We start from the raw sequence: 20,622 nt of genomic DNA, 5'->3' as shown, positions 1-20,622 counted from the left end.
TACAAAATTTATCTTTTTACTACTTATCAACATGAATTTCAATTACATGACGACTTTTGTCGACAGTTAAAGTATATGAAGAATCATAATCTTTAAGTAAACGTTTAATTATGAATACAATTTCATCTTCACGAACACGACGATCATGATTTTCAAGTGCAATACCAATAGCATTTTTGCTTTCAGTATAAATTACAGAAGTATTACCTAAGGAATATACCTTAACATAATTAGTATCAGTAGTATTAAGTTGACTTTGAACCAAATCAGAATAATTGTTAGTTACATCAATTAAATGCATTAAATTCACCTGTTTCTCATAGTTTATCTTGTTAAATTTAGTATACAACAATTTAGAGTTGATATATTTATTTTTGCGTAAATCATACTGTATTTTCTAACAAAAAAGATTCTAAAATAAATAGTTTTAGAATCTTCTGGAATATAATTAAAATATTTATTTATGTTAGATTATTGAGCTGTTTCGTCACTGATTACGATTTGATCATTAATTACGTCAGCCTTTAAGTTTTTACTTTCAGTATGGTCAAGCTTGTAATCTGCAACTTTATCTTCAATTTCTTCTTGAATTGTACGACGAAGAGGACGGGCACCTAAAGCAGGATTAAAGCCTTCTTCAACAAGCTTATTTTTAGCAGCTGAGGTTACGTCAATATGTAAGCCTTGATCCTTAACCATATTGTTAGTGTTTTGAAGCATAAGATCTACAATTTCCAATAAGTCTGGCTTAGTCAATTCATTGAATTCAATTACATCATCTAGACGATTTAAAAATTCTGGTTTAAAGAATTGACTCATATTATTTCTTGCTGATTCGCTAGATTCGTCATCATTTTCAGCAGTAAAACCAACGCTGGCATTCTTGATACCTTGGCCTGCGTTAGAAGTCATAATAATAATAGTATCCTTAAATGAAACGGTTCTACCTTGAGAGTCAGTTAAGCGGCCGTCGTCTAAGATTTGTAAGAAAAGATTCAAAACATCTGGATGAGCTTTTTCAATTTCATCAAGTAGAATCAAGCTATATGGATTATGGCGAACTTGTTCAGTTAATTGACCAGCTTCTTCATAACCTACGTAACCTGGAGCAGAGCCGATTAATTTGGAGACAGAATATTGTTCCATGTATTCTGACATATCGAAACGAATCATGGCATCTTCTGAACCAAACATTTGCTTGGCTAGTTGTTTAGCTAATTCGGTCTTACCAACACCGGTTGGCCCAACAAATAGGAAGGAACCAATTGGACGTCCTGACTTATTGAAACCGATTCTGTTACGTCGAATAGCTCGAGCAACTTTTTCGACTGCCTTGTCTTGACCAATAACATTAGACTTTAAATCACTAGCCAAGTTTTGCAATTGATTTTCTTCTTGCTTTTGAATATCACCAACAGGAATTCCTGTCTTTTCTTCGACAATCTTGTTCATAATCTTATCGGTAATAATTGGTGATTTATCAGGATCAACTTTTTGATCCTTCATCTTTTCATATTTTTCGATTTGATCACGATAATAAGCTGCTTTTTCGTAGTCTTCGTTCTTTAAAGATTCCTCTTTTAATTGTTCTGCAGCGTTAATACGTTCTTGCATTTTTCCTTTATCAATATAAGGAATAGTTAAATTCATTCTTGAACCGGCTTCATCTAAAAGATCAATAGCCTTGTCAGGTAAGAATCTATCTTGAATGTATCTAGCTGATAATTTAACAGCAGACTCAATGGAATCATCGGAGTATTGAACATGATGATAGTCTTCATAACGTTGTTGGATTCCCTTCAAAATGCGAATCGTTTCATCAATTGAAGGCTCTTTTACTTCAACTGGTTGGAATCTACGTGCTAAAGCTGAATCTTTTTCAATATCACGATATTCTTTAATAGTAGTAGCACCAACTAATTGGAGTTCACCACGAGCTAAAGCAGGTTTGATAATATTACCTGCGTCCATACCGCCTTCGGCATTTCCGGCGCCTACAATTTCATGAATTTCATCAATAAAGAGGATGATATCATCATTTTGTTGTAATTCTCTAATCAATTGTTCCATTCTTTGTTCAAATTGACCACGAATGCCAGTACCTTGAACAAGTGATACAACATTTAATGAAATAATACGTTTATTCTGAAGTTTAGCTGGAACAGAACCATCTACAATTTCTTGAGCAAGGCCTTCAACTACAGCTGTCTTACCAACACCGGCTTCACCAATTAAAACTGGATTATTCTTAGTCCTTCTGTTTAAAATTTCAATTACGCGAGCGATTTCTTTATCACGACCGATAACTGGATCGATTTTACCTTTTTTAGCAAGAGCAGTTAAATCAGTACCATATTGATCAAGTAAGCTTCTACCACCTTGACCACCATTTCCACCACCCATTTGCATTCTTGGGTCGTTATTTTTCATATTATTATTGTTATTTGCGGCGTTGTTGTTATTTCCGTTTAATGCGTTAAATAAATCATCAAAGTCGCCAAAAAATTCGTTATTGTTGTTCATATTTTCTAGATTTCCTTGTTGATTTCTTAATTCTTGATAACATTGTTGACATAAATCAATTTCACGGCTTTGACCATTTACCTTTGTAAAAAGGTGAATAGCGGCAGGCCGTTGATGACAATTTTGGCAAAGCAAATATATTACCGCCTTTCAATTAAACTGTACCAAAATTATATATTTAGCACTCTTGGTAGTCAAGTGCTAAGCGCCAATTTAACTTATTTTTTGTAAGAATTAAATAAAATGTTAATATTTTAGAAAATTTAGTGTAAAGAGTAGAATAAAAAGAAGAAAAATTATAAAATTTAAAAAGTGTGGTGATATTTGTGGATTATCAAAAAATTTTAGACCAATTGGTTTCTGGCGAACTTAAAGAATATAGAGTAGAACCTAAAGATGCCTTTGATCTTCAAAAAACTATTAGAAATTATGGCAAACGACAATATATTACCGGCAGGGCCGAAAGAGGCGGATCTATCGTCTATACTGCGACAAATACCGATGATTGAATGATGTAAACTGTTACATTATTGTTGTCTAAACTGTAAAAACATGATAATCTATTACTCGAATGGGTATTTATTACCAGTTTAATTTTTTTCAATTTAAAGGAGATATTCATAATGGAAAAACGTGATTTTCATATTATTGCAGAAACAGGTATTCATGCACGTCCAGCTACTCTTTTAGTACAAGCTGCTTCAAAGTTTGGTTCAGACATTAACTTGGAATACAATGGTAAGTCAGTAAACTTAAAGTCAATCATGGGTGTTATGTCACTTGGTGTTGGTCAAAACGCTGACGTTACTATCACTGCTGAAGGTGACGACGAAAAAGACGCATTAGACGCAATTGCAGACACTATGAAAAAAGAAGGTTTAGCTGAATAATGACCAAGACTTTAAAAGGAATTGCTGCTAGTGATGGTATTGCCATTGCTCCAGCATATCTTCTTGTGGAGCCTGATCTTTCATTCTCAAAGTCTTCAGTCGACGACATTGATGCTGAAGTAGCACGTTATAACGATGCTATTAAGGAATCAACTGCCGAAGTTGAAAAAATTCGTGATATTGCTAAGAAGAGCTTGGGTGAAGAAGAATCCCAAGTTTTTGAAGCACACTTAATGATTTTGAACGATCCAGAATTTACTGGTGCAATTGAGAATGAAATTAAGGATTCAAAGATTAATGCAGAAGCTGCCCTTGATGAAACTGCACAAAAGTTTATTGCTATTTTTGAAGGGATGACTGATAATCCTTATATGCAAGAACGTGCAGCTGATGTACGTGATGTTTCAAAGCGTATTATGGCTCACTTACTTGGTAAAGAATTACCAAACCCAGCTTCAATTGATCACGAAGTTATTGTTGTAGCACATGACTTGACTCCAAGTGATACTGCACAACTTAACAAGAAATACGTTAAAGGCTTTATTACTGATGTTGGTGGTCGTACCGCTCACTCAGCAATTATGGCTCGTTCACTTGAATTGCCAGCTGTTGTTGGTACTGATTCAATCACCAAAGACGTTAAAAACGGCGACATGTTAATTGATGACGGTCTTGACGGTGTAGCTATTATTTCACCAAGTGAAGAACAAATAGCTGACTACAAGAAAAAGGGTGAAGACTTCCTTAAGCAAAAGGCTGAATGGAAGAAGTTAAAGGATGAACCATCAGTAACTGCAGATGGTAAGCAATTTATTATTGCTGCAAACATCGGTACTCCTAACGATATGCCAGGTGTACATGAAAACGGTGCTGAAGCTATTGGTTTGTACAGAACTGAATTTTTGTACATGGATTCATCAGACTTCCCAACTGAAGATGATCAATTCGAAGCCTACAAGAAAGTTATTGAAGGTATGAACGGCAAGCAAGTTGTTATCAGAACTATGGATATTGGTGGTGATAAGCACCTTGATTACTGGGATTTACCAGAAGAAATGAATCCATTCTTAGGTGTACGTGCTATTCGTCTTTCACTTATGAATGAAGAAATTTTCCGTACCCAATTAAGAGCCTTACTCCGTGCTTCCGCATATGGTAAGCTTGGTATTATGTTCCCAATGGTTGGTACATTAGCTGAACTTCGTAAGGCTAAGGCTATTTTAAACGATGAAAAGCAAAAACTTGTTGAAAAGGGAGTTAAGATCGGTGACAACTTACAAGTTGGTATGATGATCGAAGTTCCTGCTGCAGCTGTTTTGGCTGATCAATTTGCTAAAGAAGTTGATTTCTTCTCAATCGGTACTAATGACTTGATCCAATATACTATGGCTGCTGACCGTGGTAATGATAACGTATCATACTTGTACCAACCATATAACCCATCAGTACTTCGTTTGATTAAGCACACTATTGATGCTGCTCATGAAAATGGTATTTGGTGTGGTATGTGTGGTGAAGCTGCTGGTGATAACACCATGTTCCCAATTTTACTTTCAATGGGACTTGATGAATACTCAATGAGCGCAACTTCAATCTTACGTATTAGAAGCTTAATGAAGAAGCTTGATACCAAAGATCTTAAGGAATTAGCTAATGAAGCTTGTTTTGTTTCAGAAACTGCTGAAGAAAACGAAAAATTAGTTAACGACTTAATGAAGAAAATTAACAAGTAATTTTCAAAAAGAGACCATCTGGTCTCTTTTTTTATATTTTTAAGTAAAACAAATAATTTCTTCACAAATAATTCACGCTTTATTTTTAGAATATAAGTAGTTGTAAGTATAAAAGATAAAATGAGTACTTACAAAAAAGAAGTTAGTATGTTATACTGATTATAAGTTAAAGAACGTATACAAATATTTGTTCTGAGGAGCGTGATTTTTATGGTAGATTTATATGTCTCTCCTAGTTGTACCTCATGTCGTAAGGCAAGAGCATGGCTTGAAAAACATAATATTCCATTTAAGGAAAGAAACATTTTTTCTGAGCCATTAACTAAAGAAGAATTATTAAAGATCTTACGTATGACAGAAAATGGTACTGAAGAAATCATTTCTACTCGTTCAAGAGCTTTCCAACAATTGAAAATTAATTTAGATGATTTATCAATTGATCAATTACTTGATTTAGTAGAAAAGAATCCTAGTTTATTAAGAAGACCGATTATTATGGACGATCGTCGACTTCAAGTTGGTTACAATGAAGATGAAATTCGTCGGTTTTTACCACGTAAAGTTCGTCGCTTAGAATTGGCTGAAGCACAAAAGATCGCAGATTTATAAAATTTTAGAAGTGTTAGTGATATCACTAACACTTTTATTAATTTTTAACGAATAATGATTTTGTAGTAAATATCAGTAAATTTCATTTTAAGTATAAAGTACGATACAATATGATTAGATATTAATTCATGGAGGTGAAACCCTGTGCAAGTAGATCATATTAATGAAAATACGATAAGGGTCAGAATTAATAAAGATGAATTGGCTCGTCGCGGGTTGCGAGTTTTGGATCTATTAGGTGACAAAGAAAAGATTCAAAAATTCTTTTATTCAATTCTTTCAGAAGTAGACACGGATCATACCTTTACTAAAGGTGTACCTGTAACTTTTCAAGTAATGCCAAACAATGGTGGACTTGATTTAATGATTACCAAGGTAAAACCAGATGAGGCAAATAATTTACGTCAAATGATGTCAGGACTTGGTGATGACGATAATCAAACACAGGAGGAGCCTGATTCAAGGAGAAGCTTCTTCGACCTTGATCCTAAGGATGACTTAGATGCACAACTGGATCAAGATGATGAAGATAAAGATCTAGATGCCAATGAAGATGCTTCTGATATTGAATATTGGAAGTTTCAAAAGCGTCATGCATATAGTTTTGATGAACTCGGCGATTTAATTGAATTAGCTGATAATCTAAAAGTTAGTGATTTAGCATCTAGTCTATATTATCAACGTGGCAAGTATTACTTGGAATTAGCTTTTCTTGATGAAAATTATGCAGAATTAAAACCAGCTGATGCATGGGCAATTGCAAATGAATATGGGATTAAGATAGATAACGAAGAAATGAACACTGTTAAAGAGACTGGCAAGTGTATACTTAATCAAGATGCTCTAGGGCACATTCGTTATTATTTTCTTAAACAAATGAATTAAGTAATTATTAAAAGATATAAAGAAAAAGGGACGGTACAAAAAAACGTCTCTTTTTTGCGTAATAAAATATGGGTGAATATAAAATGTATGCAGCCATATTAAATGAAAAATTAGTACTTGCAGTTAATGAGGTATATTTAATTAATTCAGGACATAAAAAAATAAATCAAGAAATTTATCGTTGTCCGCATTGCAATAAAAAAGTGATATTAGTAGTTTCTCAGAAAAAATCAGCTTTTTTTAAGCATTTAACTAGTTATAGACATATGATGGGAGAAAAAGAAGAACATCATATGTCTAAAATACTACTAAAATCAGCTTTAACAGCAGCAGGTTTTAATGCAAAATTAGAAATACCGTTAGCAGATGGACAGCTGAGGGCAGATGTTTTAGCTTCAGAAAAGTTAGCATTTGAAATTCAGTGTGCACCTTTGAGTGAAAAAGAGTTTAAACATCGTCATTTTTTATATAAAAAAATTGGAATAATGGATATTTGGATTGTGGGACAACGCCATTATTTGAAAAGATTTTTAAAAGATACCCAATTAATCTTTTTTAGAAAAAATAAACAATGGGGAAATTATTACTTAGAAATCAATCCAAAGAAGAATAGATTTTGTTTAAAATATAATATCATGCAAGAACCACTAACGCGTGCTTTAAGGTATCAAATTAAATATTTTGCGTTGGATGAGATTAGTATGCAATCTTTTTGGCAATTTAAGCCAATTAAGAAAGATTATCAAGTGAAAGCGACAGAACAAAAACAATATTTAAAAAAACAAATTAAGCAAAAAACAAAATTAGGATTACAAATAGCTGAATTGCTATATAAACATAGGCTAAATATTAATGATTTACCAGATAATTTATTTAATTCCTTACGAGAACCTGGGGATCCTGATCCAGTTACAATTTTTTTAGAAAATAAAAAGCGCCTTAATTAGATAAGGCGCAAATGATGTTGCTCAGGTAGATAGTGAGAAATAGGTTCATCACAATCCTGAAACAGTATATTAGCTAAGTCATGTTGGTTGATTGGACCATCTAACAAAATACCATTTTGGTCACTGTTTTCATCGAACAAAACAACAGTAGGGGTAGCTTTTATATTCCATTGATTAGCTAATTTTTGATCCTCTTCAATTGATGCACGAATGATGTAGTCATCCTGCTTGATTGATTCGAGTGAAGAGGACTTAATATTTAAATCAGTAGTAATTTTTTTCAATAATTCAGGCGAATACACTGAAGCATCGTGACTTAAACTTTTTTGTAATTCGTATAAATATTTACGAGCCTTTTTATTACCATAAGCCAGTTTAATAGCATGGTAATCTTGTAAAGCCTGATAAGTAGCTGAAGAAAACCTGCTGATGTCTGGCAATTTTTGTGCATCTTTTCGACGACGAATAAGATCATCGTTTACAAGACAAACATTAGCAATAGGAATATAGTGATAACAAACGTCAACTCCAAGCTCATCCATAGTTTTACGGATTTGCTTCTCCGTGTCATAACAATAAATCCCTATTGGATTGATGAATAGAAAAATCTCAAACATACTCTCGACCTCTTTAGTGATTTATTCATTGTTACTTTAGCAAGAAAAAAAATAAGTGACAAAAAATATGCTTTATTTTCTATATGGTATTTTTATGTGCACTGGCACGAGCAATTTTATTTTGGTTAGTATTATCGGCTGTTTGTGTGAAGTTAAAGTCTTTTTCAAGGATTTGTTGAACCTTTTGGATTAAAGTTGGATTAGTATTTTCGATTTCTAATTCGTAATCTTTATAGCTATCAGGATAAGATGTGGCATCTAAAGTTAATTCACAATTTTCGGGGCCATTCATCAAGATACGTCTAGTTTTACTCCAAGTAAAGATTGATAATTTATTTTGTTCAGAAGTAAAATGATTAGTAATATATTCTCCAATATTACCCTGAAAAATGACATGTTTTTGTTCAATTAGTTCTTTAGCTTTTTCACGAGTTAGGTTATCATTAATTTCAATAACTTCATGGAAGTTCTTTTGCACTGGGTTAGGATCAGGCACTTTCATTGTTTGTTCTGCATGATCTGCGTAGATCCTAATTCTTAGGCTAATATTATGTTTTTTTAAAAAGTCCTTTGGTGTATCAAAATAATAGTTTTCTTGAATAAAATTATTTTTAACTTGGAAACTATTAGTGATTTTTTGATAGACTTCTTTTGATAAAAGTGTTTTTGCTTCAATTTCTCGATGTTTACTCATAATTTTCCTCCAAAACCTTATATAAACAATTATATGTTAAAATTAGAGTGTTTGCTTAAGAAAGGGATGTTTTCTCATGGAAATAGATTGGGATAACTTCTTATGGCCATATAATGAAGCTGTTCGTGAACTTAAGGTTAAATTTCGTTCTCTTCGACAAGGATTTTTAACTAAAGGTGAGCACTCACCAATTGAATTCGTAATTGGTAGAGTGAAGACAGTAGATTCTATTAAAGAAAAAATGGCGAGACGTGTGATCAGTTCAGATGTAATAGAGATTGATATGCAGGATATTGCTGGAATTAGAATTGTGACCCAGTTTGTGGATGATATTTATAAAGTGGTTGATTTGATTCATGCTCGCGATGATATGGAAGTTGTAGAAGAACGTGATTATATTCAAAATGCCAAACCATCAGGTTATCGTTCATATCACATGGTAATTAGTTATACTGTATATTTACCGGAAGGACCTAAAAAATTAATTGCAGAAATTCAAATTAGAACTATGGCAATGAATTTTTGGGCTACAGTGGAGCATACTTTGAATTATAAATATCAGGGTGTTTATCCAGAAGATATTTCTAAACGTCTTAAATCAACTGCAGAAGCAGCTTATAAGCTTGATGAAGAAATGTCCTCCATCAAAGATGAAGTTCAAGAGGCTCAGAAGATTTTTACTAAAAATAAGGGCAAGGAAAAGTTATGAAAGTAACAATTGCGCACAATAATTACGATAAAACGCTGAAAACTGTTGCTTATTTAAAAGAAATATTAAAAAAGAAAAATGTGGTTTTTGATGCTAAGTATCCAGATGTAGTGATTTCTGTTGGTGGGGATGGTACATTAATCAATGCTTTTCATCGTTATGAAAATCAAGTAGACTCAGTACGTTTTATAGGTGTACATACAGGGCATTTAGGCTTTTACACCGATTGGCGTAATTACGATATCGATAAAATGGTAGATGCACTTTTATTAACGGACGAAGCCCCGGCCAAATATCCATTACTTGAAATTAAATTGATTACCGAATCAGGTGAAACAAAATATCATTTGGCTGTCAATGAGTCAGCTGTAAAACGAGTTTCGCATACACTTGAAGCGGATGTTTATATCAACGATGAGCTATTTGAAAACTTTAGAGGCGACGGATTGTGTGTTTCAACGCCTACTGGTTCAACAGCTTATAGCAAATCTTTAGGCGGCGCAGTTATTCATCCACGATTAAAGGCATTACAAATGACGGAAATTGCTTCGATTAATAATCGAGTATTTAGAACTTTATCTGCCCCGATTGTAATTGCACCAGATCAATGGATTACCATTGTTCCTAATGCGGATCACTTTGTAATGACTGTCGATGGAGCAAGAATTGATGTTAGAAACGCTAAAAAGATAGAATATCGCATTTCGCACCATTCAATTCAATTTGATCAATTTGGTCATCACCATTTTTGGTCACGTGTACAAGATGCATTTATTGGAGAAAACAATAGTAATGACTAGTTTATTTAAGCTAATTGTGCAGGAAAGAGACCCAAAAAAGTTGGGTCCTTTTTTGTTAAAAAAAGGTTTTTCACATCAGGCATTAAATAATGCAAAACATCATCATGGAATGATTTTGGTTAATCATAAACGAAGATATACTAGTTTTAATTTAAAAATTGGTGATGAAGTGATTTTTGTTAGTGGAGAAGAAAAGAAAAATCAATGGTTAAAACATTCGAATAATCCGGTTGATCCAGTTTTAGAAACTAAAAATTATATTTTAGTAAATAAACCTGCAAATGTTTTATCAATTCCTTCTAGATATGAAGATGATGACGCAATAGTTAATCGCTTGATGGGCTATTTTATGGAGAAAAAGGAAAAAGACTTAAAGCCACACGTAATCACAAGATTAGATCGCGATACATCCGGATTGGTTTTAGTGGGGAAGAATTCTATTGCTCATGCTCGTTTCAGCAAAATTGGAAAAGAGAAGTTTATAAAAAAATATCATGCAATTGTTCATGGTAATTTTGCAGAAGATAAATTAGAGGGGTTAATTGATCAACCAATAGGTAAAATTGATGCTGGTGTAAAAAGAGGCGTAGTACTAAATGGAAAAAGTGCTCAAACGGAGTATCGAGTTTTAGATCAGGTCTCAGGAGCTAGTTTGGTTGAGTTACGCTTGTTAACTGGTAGAACACATCAGATACGTGTTCATATGATGTATTTGGGTCATCCATTATACGGTGATCCATTGTATGGCATCGATGATAATTTTTCACGCCAAGCATTGAATTGTTTTTATTTAAGTTTTCCAGATCCATTTGATAATAAAGATAAAATTATTAAAATTGATGATCCATTAGATATGCGTAAATTATGGCAAAAACTAAAGTATAAAAATTCATAAATTTATTTAGCAAAATTGGTTAATTTCTTGCATATAGAAAGCGCTTTTTTTACAATAAGAATATGTAATATAAAACTATACTTATACAGGAAAAGAGGACATCTTTATGTATTATTCCAATGGTAATTACGAAGCATTTGCAGATCCTAAGAAACCTGCAGGCGTGGACAAGAAATCTGCTTATATTATTGGTAGTGGTCTAGCTGGTCTTTCTACAGCCGTATTTTTAGTACGAGATGCACAAATGAAAGGTGAAAATATTCATATTTTAGAAGAATTACCAGTTGCTGGTGGTTCTCTTGATGGTGCAGATCGTCCCAATGCGGGCTTTGTTGTTCGTGGTGGACGCGAAATGGAGAATCATTTTGAATGTTTATGGGATATGTACCGCTCAATTCCAAGTTTGGAAGTTCCAGGCGCATCGTATCTTGATGAATATTATTGGCTTGACAAAGAAGATCCCAATTCATCAAATTGTCGTTTAATTTATAATCGTGGAGATCGTCTTCCAAGTGATGGACAATATGGTTTAGGCAAATGTGCTAATGAAATTGTCAAGTTGATTATGACCCCTGAAAAGGAAATTGAAGGGCAAACTATTGAAGAATTTTTCAGTGATGAGTTCTTTAAGACTAATTTCTGGACATACTGGTCAACAATGTTTGCTTTTGAAAAATGGCATTCATTAGCCGAAATGCGCCGTTATGCAATGCGCTTTATTCATCATATTGATGGGTTGCCTGATTTTACTGCCTTAAAGTTTAATAAGTATAATCAATATGAATCAATGGTTAAACCACTTCTTGCATATCTTAAAGATCATGGTGTGCAATTTGAATATGACTGCCATGTTAAGAATGTCGAGGTAGATCATGAAGGCGACAGTAAAATTGCCAAGAAGATTGTTATGACGCAGAATGGCAAAGATAAAGAAATTGATTTAACACATAATGACATCGTCTTTGTAACTAACGGTTCAATTACTGAAAGTTCTACTTATGGTGATCAGAATACTCCAGCTCCAATTACTAATGCTAAAGGTGATTCATGGAAGTTATGGGAAAATTTGGCTAAGCAAGATCCAGCTTTCGGTCATCCAGATGTATTCTGCGAAAACCTACCAGAACGTAGTTGGTTTGTTTCCGCAACTGCTACATTGGAGAATAAGAAGCTTGCACCATATTTTGAGCGCTTAACCAAGCGCAGTTTGTATGATGGTAAGGTTAACACAGGTGGTATTATTACTATCGTTGATTCTAACTGGGAACTTAGTTTTACTATTCACCGTCAACCACATTTTAAGAGTCAAAACCCAGACCAAATTGTTGTTTGGATTTATGCACTTTATTCAGATACTGAAGGTAACTATATTAAAAAGAGAATTGTTGATTGTACTGGCAAAGAAATTGCAGAAGAGTTGCTTTACCACTTAGGTGTTCCCGAAAGCCAAATTAGTGAATTGGCCAGCGAGGAAAATATGAATACCGTACCAGTTTATATGCCATATATTACTAGTTACTTCATGCCTCGTCGTGATGGTGATCGTCCAGATGTTGTGCCAGAAGGATCAATAAACCTTGCCTTTATTGGTAATTTTGCAGAATCTCCAACAAGAGATACTGTGTTTACTACTGAGTATTCTGTCAGAACAGCTATGGAGGCTGTTTATACATTACTTAATGTTGATCGTGGCGTACCAGAAGTATTTGACTCAATTTATGATATTCGCCAGCTTTTACGTGCTATGTACTACATGTCAGACAAGAAGAAGCTAGCAGATCAAGATATGCCTCTTCCTGAAAAGCTTGCCGTAAAGACAGGAATGAGAAAGATTAAAAAGACTTGGGTAGAAGAACTACTTAAAGAAGCAAATTTAGTCTAATAAAAAAGCTTGAGCATTCACTTAGCTCAAGCTTTTTTAGTACGCTTTTTTATCTCTCTCATAATTAATAAAATTGCTACAGCAAGGACGGCAATTACTATTATCCAAATAATAGATTTAATGATACGTGCACTATCCAGATGCAAGATTGAATCTCCGCCATAAGCATATAGATAAGCAAATGGTGCAACACCAATGATAATCGGGATTAATTGATTTTTACGACTACTTTTGTTAATCATAACATTAACATAACTAACCGTTGCACTAGGAATAAAAGGAATTAAGTATCCAATAGTTAAAGCAATCATAGGATATTTTTGTGTTGATAATAACTTATAGATTTTACTATGGGATATATGGTTAATATCATATAGTTTACGCAATAATTCCATTAAAATGACTTGTCCTAAGATATCACTGACCCAATTGACAATAAATCCGATTGCCGGGCCGTAAAGCACTCCATTTAGAACACAAAAGATCCCATTGGATAATCCAGGAATTGCAACACAAATTGCATTTAATACAAATAAAAAAGCAAGATCCTCAATACCATGACTACGTACCATCTTAATAAGTAGTTCTTCATTACGGTGATCAAAATGAAATACTAATTTTAATTCTGGTAAATAGTTTAGATAAAGTTTATATAAAACAAGTGCTCCTAAAATACCACCAAAAATAAACAAAATAATTCTAATAGTTTTTCGTTTCACTCTGTCACCTTCTTAATCAGATTTATATAATTATATTTTACTTTAATTTTTATAAATGAAAAAGGCATGACTATAAGGTCATGATCTATTTCCTACTTAGTAAAAAGAACGCGCGTACCTTCCGGTACTGGAATTTCTGTTTGAATAGGAGTTAATGTGCCATTTCCGCCGTTTCTTAAATATAATGTAGCATTATCTGTGTTTTGATTTGCTGCTACGACGTACTTTTGCGTTTCATCCCAGTTAAAGTCACGAGGGAAGTCGCCAAAAGTTGAAATTCGTTGTATTAAACTTAAAGTATGATCGTCATTCACTTTAAATACTGTGATTGAATTGTGGCCGCGATTAGAATTATAGATATATTTACCATCGTTAGTAATATATAAAGCAGCTGCACCGTTATGTTCAGTAAAGTCTTCAGGAATTGTCTTATAAGTAGCGATATCTTCAAATTCCCATGTGTTTTCATTAAATTTAACTACGTTAATTTGACTTGAAAGTTCACCTACAACGTAGAAATAATTGCCATCTTTTGAAAATACGATATGACGATCACCAAAGCCGGCTTCATTTTTATATTGAGCAAGATGTTTAAGCTCATTATTTTCAAGACGATAGAAATCAACAGTATCGTTACCTAAATCACAGCTTACTAAATTACCAGCAGGTGTTTCATCAAAAAAGTGTGGGTGTGGTCCATCAACTTGTTCAGGACGAGGTCCTAAAGATTCCGCTTTGTGAGTAGTTTGAGCAACTAAAGCCAGCTTACCGCTATTAGAATATTGAAATACTGATAAAACAGCAGTATGGTAATTTGCAGTATAGAGCAATTTCTTTTCTTTATTAATGCCTATATATGCAGGTGAAGCACCAGGTGTTAAATGACGGTCAATTTCATTTGAGCCATGATCACTTAACTTGAATGCACTAATACCACCTTCATCTCCGGCGTTATTAATTGTAAAAACTAAATCACCGTCTTTTTGAAAGTAAGTTGGTCCGCCAACGCTAATAATATTTTCGGCTTTTTCCAAATGTGCTTCATTATCTTCGCCAATAAAGGGTAATTCGTAAATTCCTTTAGAAGTTTTCTTAGTATATCCTCCGATTAATACTTTCATTGAAGTCCTCCGTTTCTATAGAAAAATACTACTTCAAATTAAGTATACCATGTGAAATACAACGATGGATTATGACTATTTTCATTTAAAAGTGTTAGAGTGTATCTATAAAGAAAAACGAATAGATCTTTATTTTGTTAAAGAAGGCGTGTGTAGATGGATGAAAAGAAAATCCGCAAACTATATGCTCAAAATAATATTAAAGATGTTTTTATTAATTTGCATTCTTCTGTTGATGGCTTATCACAAGACGAGGCTGATAAGCGATTAAAGAAATACGGTCTTAATGAAATAAAAAAGGCAGCAGCAGAATCAGAATGGCGCACTTTTTTAAAAAACTTTACTAGTATGATGGCAATTTTACTCTGGATTTCAGGTTTGATTGCTATTGTATCAGGGACACTTGAGCTAGGAATCGCCATTTGGCTAGTTAATGTGATTAATGGTTTATTTAGTTTCTGGCAAGAGCGTGCTGCTAAGCGTGCTACTGATGCTTTGAATAACATGTTACCAACGTATGTTGACGTGATTCGTGATGGTAAGAAAAAACAGATTGATAGTAAAGAACTTGTCCCTGGGGATGTCTTTGTATTACGAGCAGGAAATTCCATTCCAGCAGATGCGAGAATAATTTCTGCTAGTTCGATGCAAGTTGATCAAAGTGCCTTAAATGGAGAATCTGTTCCTGAATCTAAGACAACTAAATATGATCCAGGAGAAGGTAGTTATGCTGAGAGTAATTTGGTTTATTCTGGAACTACAGTTGGAGCAGGAACGGCTAGAGCAATAGCTTTTGCTACTGGCATGAACACAGAATTTGGACGTATTGCTAGTTTAACACAAAAGCAGACTAAGACAATTAGTCCATTGACGGCAGAATTGAATCGTTTAACTAAGCAAATTTCAATTATTGCTATTACAATTGGCGTGTTATTTTTTATTGCAGCGATTTTCTTCGTTAAATATCCATTAGCTAAGGCTTTTATTTTTGCACTAGGGATGATTGTCGCTTTTATTCCAGAAGGGCTACTTCCAACCGTAACTTTAAGCTTAGCTCAAGGTGTTAAAAGAATGGCCAAGAAACATGCTTTAGTTAAAGAATTAAATTCTGTTGAAACTTTAGGCGAAACCACAGTTATTTGTTCAGATAAAACTGGTACTCTAACTCAAAATCAGATGACAATTCATTATATTTGGACACCGGCTGGTGAATATCAAGTTACAGGAAATGGATATGTTAACAACGGCCAAGTAGAATTAAAACAAAAACAACTATGGTATGAAGAAAATCCTGATTTACATAAATTAGTACAAATTGCTGCATTGGACAATGATACGTCAGTTCAATCAGCTAAAGAAGGTGGTAAACCTAAAATATTAGGTACGCCAACTGAAGCGGCTTTAACTATAATGGCACAAAAAGCCGGTTTTGATAAACAAAAAGTTATAATTAAATATCCACGCTTAAGAGAATTACCGTTTGATTCTGATCGTAAAAGAATGTCAACGATTCATCATTGGAATGATACTCAATATATTATTTTTACTAAGGGTTCTTATAGTGACACGATTAAAGAATGCAATCGAATTCAAATCAATGGTAAAGTTCGTAAAATGACCGATGAAGATCGAGCACGTGCCCAAAAAGCTAATGCTGAATATGCTGCACGTGGTTTACGCAGTATGGCATTAGCCTATCGAATTATTGATCATGATGTTGATATCAATAAGATTAGTATTGAGGATGCAGAAAAGGACTTGATCTTTGTAGGTTTGGGTACAATGAGTGATCCACCACGTCCTGAAATTTATGATGCTGTTAAACGGTGCCATCAAGCAAAAATTAGAATCATCATGGTAACTGGAGATTCTAAATTAACTGCTAAATCAGTAGCTGTTCAAATTGGTTTGACCTCTGATAAGGCTCGCGTTATTTCAGGAACTGAACTTGAAACAATGAGTAATGAAGAATTACGTAAAGCTTTAAAAGGCGAAGTCATTTTTGCTCGTGTTGCTCCCGAACAAAAGTATCGGATAGTGAAAAACTGCCAGGCAAATGGTGAAGTTGTTGCTTCAACCGGTGACGGTGTTAACGATGCACCCGCATTAAAGCAAGCTGATATTGGTATTGCAATGGGAAAAACAGGTACTGATGTTGCTAAGGAAGCAGCTAACATGATTTTGACAGACGACAACTTTGCCTCAATCGTAGCTGCGATTGAAGAAGGGCGTGCAGTTTACAGTAATATCCGTAAATTCTTAACCTATATCTTGACTTCAAATGTACCAGAAGCTATTCCATCGGTTTTGTTTCTTTTTTCAGCTGGATTAATCCCATTACCTATGACAGTAATGCAAATTTTAACTGTAGATTTAGGGACAGATATGCTTCCTGCTCTGGGGTTAGGAGCAGAACCTGCCGATCCAGATGTAATGAAGCAGCCTCCTCGTAAAAGATCAGAACATTTATTAAATAAGAGTGTCATGCTCAGAGCTTTTTGTTGGTATGGCTTATTATCTAGTGTGATTTCGACTGCAGCTTACTTTTTTGTTAACTGGCAAAATGGCTGGCCAACAAAAGCTTTGGCTGCAAGTGGTCCAATATATATGAGAGCAACTACTATGGTTTTAGGTGCAATTGTCTTTACTCAAGTTGCTAATGTATTGAATTGTCGTACTAATAAAGTATCTATATTCAAAAAAGGATTATTTAGTAATAAAAATATTTGGTACGGTATAATTTTTGAAATTTGTTTATTCTTTGTTTTAACAATAATTCCAGGCATTAATAACATTTTCAATACTGTGCCGCTGAATGGGGTAGACTGGTTGTTTCTCTTCCTTCTTCCTATTCCGCTAGTTCTATTAGATGAAGTAAGAAAGTGGTTAATGTATTACAACAAAAATATTAATTAATTTTTATGTAACTTAAGTGTTTAACTGACCTTTCTTATGCTAGAATTGACTTTAAGGAGATATATAATTATGAAATGGATTTCAACTATAACACAAGTCGGTAAAAAAGCTGTCGATAATAAAGATGGCATGGTAATTTTATTTGGCGAAGGTGCTAACAAGGATTTAGAAGACGTATCCGTCATTCAAAAATTTAGTGCTGAAACACCAGTTAGTGATTTTGTATTTAAGAGAGGCGATACTCTTACTGTTGATGGTCAAACTTATGTAGCTAATTATGTAGGTCCAATGGTAGAAAGTAACATGAAGGCCTTAGGTCACGCTACATTATTCTTTAACCGTCCAGTACCAAAAGCACCATTGGCTAACGCTGTGTACTTTGATCCGGATGTTTCTCAACCACTTCCTACTTTTAAAGTAGATGATGATATTGTTTATGAACACATTTAATTATTAGGAATATAGATGAATTATAAAAAACATAGGGGTGAAACCTTATTTAAAAGATGGTTCCTAAATAACCGTTTTAGTATTGTTTTATTAAACATCTTATTATTCTTCTTAATTATTTGGGTTTTTAATAAAATATCATTTGTATTGAATCCTGCTTGGGTATTTTTCAGTGCGATTTTACCGCCATTACTTTTAGCACTTATTCAATACTATATTATGAATCCTGTTGTAGATTGGTTCGAAAAGAAATTCAGAGTTCCAAGAGTATTAACAATTATTGTTTTATTCTTGTTCGTAGTTATTGCTATGATCTGGATTATTAATATTCTGGTTCCTATTGCACAACATCAGATTAATTCATTGGTTAAAAACTGGCCTCATATCTGGAATGATGCAGTTAATGCTACGCAAAATGCATTGCGTGATCCACGTCTTCATTCGGTTAAGGGTAGTATCCAAGGTATGATTGATGATACGCAAAAGACTCTATTTAAGTCTGGACAAAATACTGTAAATTCAACTTTAGGCAATATTTCCTCTGCTGTAAGTATTATTACGATGATAGTAATGACTTTGCTTACTGCACCGTTCATATTATTCTTTATGCTTAAAGATGGTCATCAGTTACGTCCATATATTACTAAATTTGTGCCAGAAACTTGGCAACAAAGTTTTAGTAAATTGCTGTATGATATTAATTATGCTGTAGCCTCATATATTCGTGGTCAAATTACGGTTGCCTTTTGGGTAGGCGTTATGTTTACGATCGGCTATATAATTATTGGGTTACCATATGGTTTGGCCTTAGCTATTTTGGCTGGATTTATGAATTTAATTCCATACTTTGGTACACCACTTGCTTTAATTCCTGTAATTGTAATTTCAATTATGACTTCAGGCTCAATGCTGGTTAAAGTATTAATTGTTTTTGCAATCGAACAAACAATTGAAACAAGAATTTTGAGTCCATTGGTTATGGGGAATAAGATGCAAATGCATCCTGTTACCACAATCTTACTTTTAATCGGTGCAAGTTCTGTATGGGGGCTTTGGGGTGTTATTTTCGGTATTCCGATCTATGCCGTCTTGAAGATTATTGTGTCCCGCGTGTACAATTATTATCGAAGAGAATCTGATATTTTTAGTAACGAAGATGCTGCTTCTTTAACCACGGGGGATGCAGATGAAAGTAAGAAATAATACTAAATAGTTTTAAAGCGTGGCTTAAAAGCTACGCTTTTTTGATTAAGGAGTTTTTATAGATGACGAATCATGTAGTTTTATATGAGCCATTAATGCCTGCTAACACTGGAAATATTGCACGTACTTGTGCGGGTACAAACACAGTTTTAGACTTAATTGAACCCTTAGGCTTTCAAATTGATAATAAGAAAATGAAGAGAGCAGGATTAGATTATTGGGATAAAGTAAAAGTTCATCGTCATGATGATTTAAATGCATTTCTAAAGTCTTTAGGTCCAGATGATGAAATGTATTTAATTTCAAAGTTTTCTTCTAAGAATTATGTGGATGTTGATTATACTGATTCTAAGAAGAATTATTACTTTGTGTTTGGAAAAGAAACAACAGGTTTACCAGAGACATTTATGCGCGAATATTATGATCGTAATTTAAGAATTCCTATGTCTGATAATATTCGTTGCTATAACTTATCTAACTCTGTTGCCATGGTTTTATTAGAGGCATTGCGTCAACAAGGCTTTCCTAACATGGAAGAAACCCACCATTATGAAAATGATAAATTAAAAGACGATTATAACCGTCCAGCAAGATATGAGCGTAATTTAGGAGAATAATATGGATTTTGAAAAGCAAACACCGGTTACAGTGCAATCATTTCACTATGATTTAGTTGATGAAGGCGTAGCAGCTAAAAGTGAAGTTAACCCAGGTATTAGAAAGTTAGATGTAAGTGGCGATGATGAACATTCAGAAGAAGAAGGTAGCTACTATGATGTTGCTGTCTTTTTTGATGTGATCCCTGCACCAGCTGAATTTGAAGTTAGTGGAGCAATTCATCAAATCGTTCAAATTAAGAATTATCATGGAGATGGCACAGATATTAGCAATGCCGATTGGCAATTATTGAGTCGTCCACTCGTTGAATATATTGAAACTTTAACTTATGAAGTAACTCAAGTTACATTTGATAAACCGGTTAACTTGAACTTTAAAGCAGAATTTTAATCACTAAACTTAGGGTGAGTA

Annotated in this window: 21 protein-coding genes; 15 read left to right on the top strand and 6 right to left on the bottom strand. The window is 33.7% G+C overall.

What is annotated here, in order from left to right; all coding sequences use genetic code 11:
- Positions 1-19: 19 nt before the first annotated feature.
- Positions 20-301, bottom strand: a complete 282-nt coding sequence (locus tag SO785_RS05445) for a DUF1827 family protein (protein ID WP_003546474.1) — start codon at positions 299-301, stop codon at positions 20-22.
- A gap of 170 nt (positions 302-471) precedes the next feature.
- On the bottom strand, positions 472-2,658 hold the full coding sequence (locus tag SO785_RS05440) for an ATP-dependent Clp protease ATP-binding subunit (RefSeq protein ID WP_011254211.1): 2,187 nt from the start codon (positions 2,656-2,658) through the stop codon (positions 472-474).
- 191 nt (positions 2,659-2,849) lie between these two features.
- Between SO785_RS05440 and SO785_RS05435 the strand changes: the two genes are divergently transcribed.
- The 6 genes from SO785_RS05435 to SO785_RS05410 all read left to right on the top strand — a co-directional run bounded on the left by SO785_RS05435 (position 2,850) and on the right by SO785_RS05410 (position 7,587).
- Positions 2,850-3,032 (top strand): hypothetical protein, encoded by a 183-nt coding sequence (locus SO785_RS05435; protein ID WP_015613328.1) that lies wholly within the window; start codon positions 2,850-2,852, stop codon positions 3,030-3,032.
- Between the two features lie 114 nt (positions 3,033-3,146).
- Entirely contained in the window at positions 3,147-3,413 is a 267-nt protein-coding gene (locus SO785_RS05430; protein WP_003546482.1) for a phosphocarrier protein HPr, read from the top strand.
- Positions 3,413-5,146, top strand: coding sequence for a phosphoenolpyruvate--protein phosphotransferase (gene ptsP / locus SO785_RS05425; RefSeq protein ID WP_011254212.1), 1,734 nt, complete (start codon positions 3,413-3,415; stop codon positions 5,144-5,146). Before SO785_RS05430 ends, ptsP begins: the two co-directional genes overlap by 1 nt.
- A 210-nt stretch (positions 5,147-5,356) precedes the next feature.
- Positions 5,357-5,755: a transcriptional regulator SpxA gene (spxA, locus tag SO785_RS05420; RefSeq protein WP_011254213.1), complete on the top strand. Its 399-nt coding sequence runs from the start codon at positions 5,357-5,359 to the stop codon at positions 5,753-5,755.
- A 144-nt stretch (positions 5,756-5,899) separates the two neighbouring features.
- The gene (locus tag SO785_RS05415; protein WP_003546487.1) at positions 5,900-6,640 is read left to right on the top strand and encodes an adaptor protein MecA; all 741 of its coding nucleotides are present in this window, start codon (positions 5,900-5,902) and stop codon (positions 6,638-6,640) included.
- Between the two features lie 83 nt (positions 6,641-6,723).
- Complete coding sequence (locus SO785_RS05410; RefSeq protein ID WP_011254214.1) at positions 6,724-7,587, top strand: competence protein CoiA; 864 nt, start codon at positions 6,724-6,726, stop codon at positions 7,585-7,587.
- Here SO785_RS05410 and SO785_RS05405 read toward each other — a convergent pair.
- Both SO785_RS05405 and SO785_RS05400 read right to left on the bottom strand, forming a co-directional pair.
- On the bottom strand, positions 7,584-8,204 hold the full coding sequence (locus SO785_RS05405; RefSeq protein WP_003546492.1) for a DsbA family protein: 621 nt from the start codon (positions 8,202-8,204) through the stop codon (positions 7,584-7,586). The two genes, SO785_RS05410 and SO785_RS05405, sit on opposite strands and share 4 nt — an antisense overlap.
- A 79-nt stretch (positions 8,205-8,283) precedes the next feature.
- Complete coding sequence (locus SO785_RS05400; RefSeq protein ID WP_003546493.1) at positions 8,284-8,898, bottom strand: CYTH domain-containing protein; 615 nt, start codon at positions 8,896-8,898, stop codon at positions 8,284-8,286.
- 76 nt (positions 8,899-8,974) lie between these two features.
- Between SO785_RS05400 and SO785_RS05395 the strand changes: the two genes are divergently transcribed.
- The 4 genes from SO785_RS05395 to SO785_RS05380 all read left to right on the top strand — a co-directional run bounded on the left by SO785_RS05395 (position 8,975) and on the right by SO785_RS05380 (position 13,184).
- Entirely contained in the window at positions 8,975-9,607 is a 633-nt protein-coding gene (locus tag SO785_RS05395) for a GTP pyrophosphokinase (RefSeq protein ID WP_003546495.1), read from the top strand.
- Positions 9,604-10,407, top strand: a complete 804-nt coding sequence (locus SO785_RS05390) for an NAD kinase (RefSeq protein WP_011254215.1) — start codon at positions 9,604-9,606, stop codon at positions 10,405-10,407. Before SO785_RS05395 ends, SO785_RS05390 begins: the two co-directional genes overlap by 4 nt.
- Positions 10,400-11,302 carry an RluA family pseudouridine synthase gene (locus SO785_RS05385; protein ID WP_003546500.1) on the top strand — a complete coding sequence of 301 codons (903 nt, stop codon included), beginning with the start codon at positions 10,400-10,402 and terminating at the stop codon, positions 11,300-11,302. The genes SO785_RS05390 and SO785_RS05385 overlap by 8 nt, the downstream gene beginning before the upstream one ends.
- A 106-nt stretch (positions 11,303-11,408) precedes the next feature.
- Positions 11,409-13,184: an oleate hydratase gene (locus SO785_RS05380; RefSeq protein WP_011254216.1), complete on the top strand. Its 1,776-nt coding sequence runs from the start codon at positions 11,409-11,411 to the stop codon at positions 13,182-13,184.
- A gap of 26 nt (positions 13,185-13,210) precedes the next feature.
- Here the strand turns inward: SO785_RS05380 and SO785_RS05375 are convergent, their stop codons facing one another.
- Entirely contained in the window at positions 13,211-13,903 is a 693-nt protein-coding gene (locus SO785_RS05375; RefSeq protein WP_011254217.1) for a TVP38/TMEM64 family protein, read from the bottom strand.
- A 92-nt stretch (positions 13,904-13,995) separates the two neighbouring features.
- The gene (locus tag SO785_RS05370; RefSeq protein ID WP_003546505.1) at positions 13,996-15,024 is read right to left on the bottom strand and encodes a lactonase family protein; all 1,029 of its coding nucleotides are present in this window, start codon (positions 15,022-15,024) and stop codon (positions 13,996-13,998) included.
- A gap of 156 nt (positions 15,025-15,180) precedes the next feature.
- Between SO785_RS05370 and SO785_RS05365 the strand changes: the two genes are divergently transcribed.
- From SO785_RS05365 to SO785_RS05345, 5 genes are all read left to right on the top strand, one after another.
- Positions 15,181-17,940 carry a cation-translocating P-type ATPase gene (locus SO785_RS05365; RefSeq protein WP_003546507.1) on the top strand — a complete coding sequence of 920 codons (2,760 nt, stop codon included), beginning with the start codon at positions 15,181-15,183 and terminating at the stop codon, positions 17,938-17,940.
- A 69-nt stretch (positions 17,941-18,009) separates the two neighbouring features.
- Positions 18,010-18,390 carry a PTS glucitol/sorbitol transporter subunit IIA gene (locus SO785_RS05360; protein WP_003546509.1) on the top strand — a complete coding sequence of 127 codons (381 nt, stop codon included), beginning with the start codon at positions 18,010-18,012 and terminating at the stop codon, positions 18,388-18,390.
- A gap of 15 nt (positions 18,391-18,405) precedes the next feature.
- Positions 18,406-19,593, top strand: a complete 1,188-nt coding sequence (locus SO785_RS05355) for an AI-2E family transporter (protein WP_003546511.1) — start codon at positions 18,406-18,408, stop codon at positions 19,591-19,593.
- 62 nt (positions 19,594-19,655) lie between these two features.
- Entirely contained in the window at positions 19,656-20,210 is a 555-nt protein-coding gene (locus SO785_RS05350) for a tRNA (cytidine(34)-2'-O)-methyltransferase (RefSeq protein ID WP_003546513.1), read from the top strand.
- 1 nt (position 20,211) lies between these two features.
- The gene (locus tag SO785_RS05345; RefSeq protein ID WP_003546515.1) at positions 20,212-20,601 is read left to right on the top strand and encodes a DUF1149 family protein; all 390 of its coding nucleotides are present in this window, start codon (positions 20,212-20,214) and stop codon (positions 20,599-20,601) included.
- The last annotated feature ends 21 nt before the right edge of the window (positions 20,602-20,622 follow it).

The sequence above is a fragment of the Lactobacillus acidophilus genome, assembly GCF_034298135.1.
Taxonomy (GTDB): Bacteria; Bacillota; Bacilli; order Lactobacillales; family Lactobacillaceae; genus Lactobacillus; species Lactobacillus acidophilus.
The sequence above is the reverse complement of the archived record's forward strand: the minus strand, read 5'-3'. Positions and strand labels throughout refer to the sequence as shown.